General features: G+C 27.4%; 1 protein-coding gene. It reads right to left on the reverse strand.

Annotation, left to right across the window (positions count from 1 at the left end; genetic code table 11):
• The coding region (locus tag QWI17_RS00335) for a UbiA prenyltransferase family protein (protein WP_302720513.1) at positions 1 to 299 on the reverse strand (299 nt) is incomplete at its 3' end.
• Between the last annotated feature and the right edge of the window lie 62 nt (positions 300 to 361).

Consider the following 361-nt stretch of genomic DNA (forward strand, 5'->3'; position numbering starts at 1 on the left):
TATTTTCCATGATTAAAATAAATCAATAATACATAACAAATTCCCCACATTATAATTAGAATTTGTAAAAAATGATCTTTAAAAATTAGTTTTGTAGGAGATTCTGTTTTCGAAAAAACAAATGTCTGTTGTAAATAACGTAAAACTGCCGCAAAAACAAAGACAAAAGTATAAATAATATAATGATGAAATTTGGATTGTGTTTCTGGGGAAAGAATAAACATCATGTAACAAATTACAGCGACAGTACAAGTTATAGCTAAGGCAGAATTAAGAAAATTGAGATTATATCCATCCAACGATTTTCTTGTAATTCCTTGTAAATCGGCGTTAATTTATTCACCTCTTCGTTTTCCTAAAG

This window comes from Gilvimarinus gilvus (assembly GCF_030518155.1).
GTDB classification, from domain to species: domain Bacteria; phylum Pseudomonadota; class Gammaproteobacteria; order Pseudomonadales; family Cellvibrionaceae; genus Gilvimarinus; species Gilvimarinus gilvus.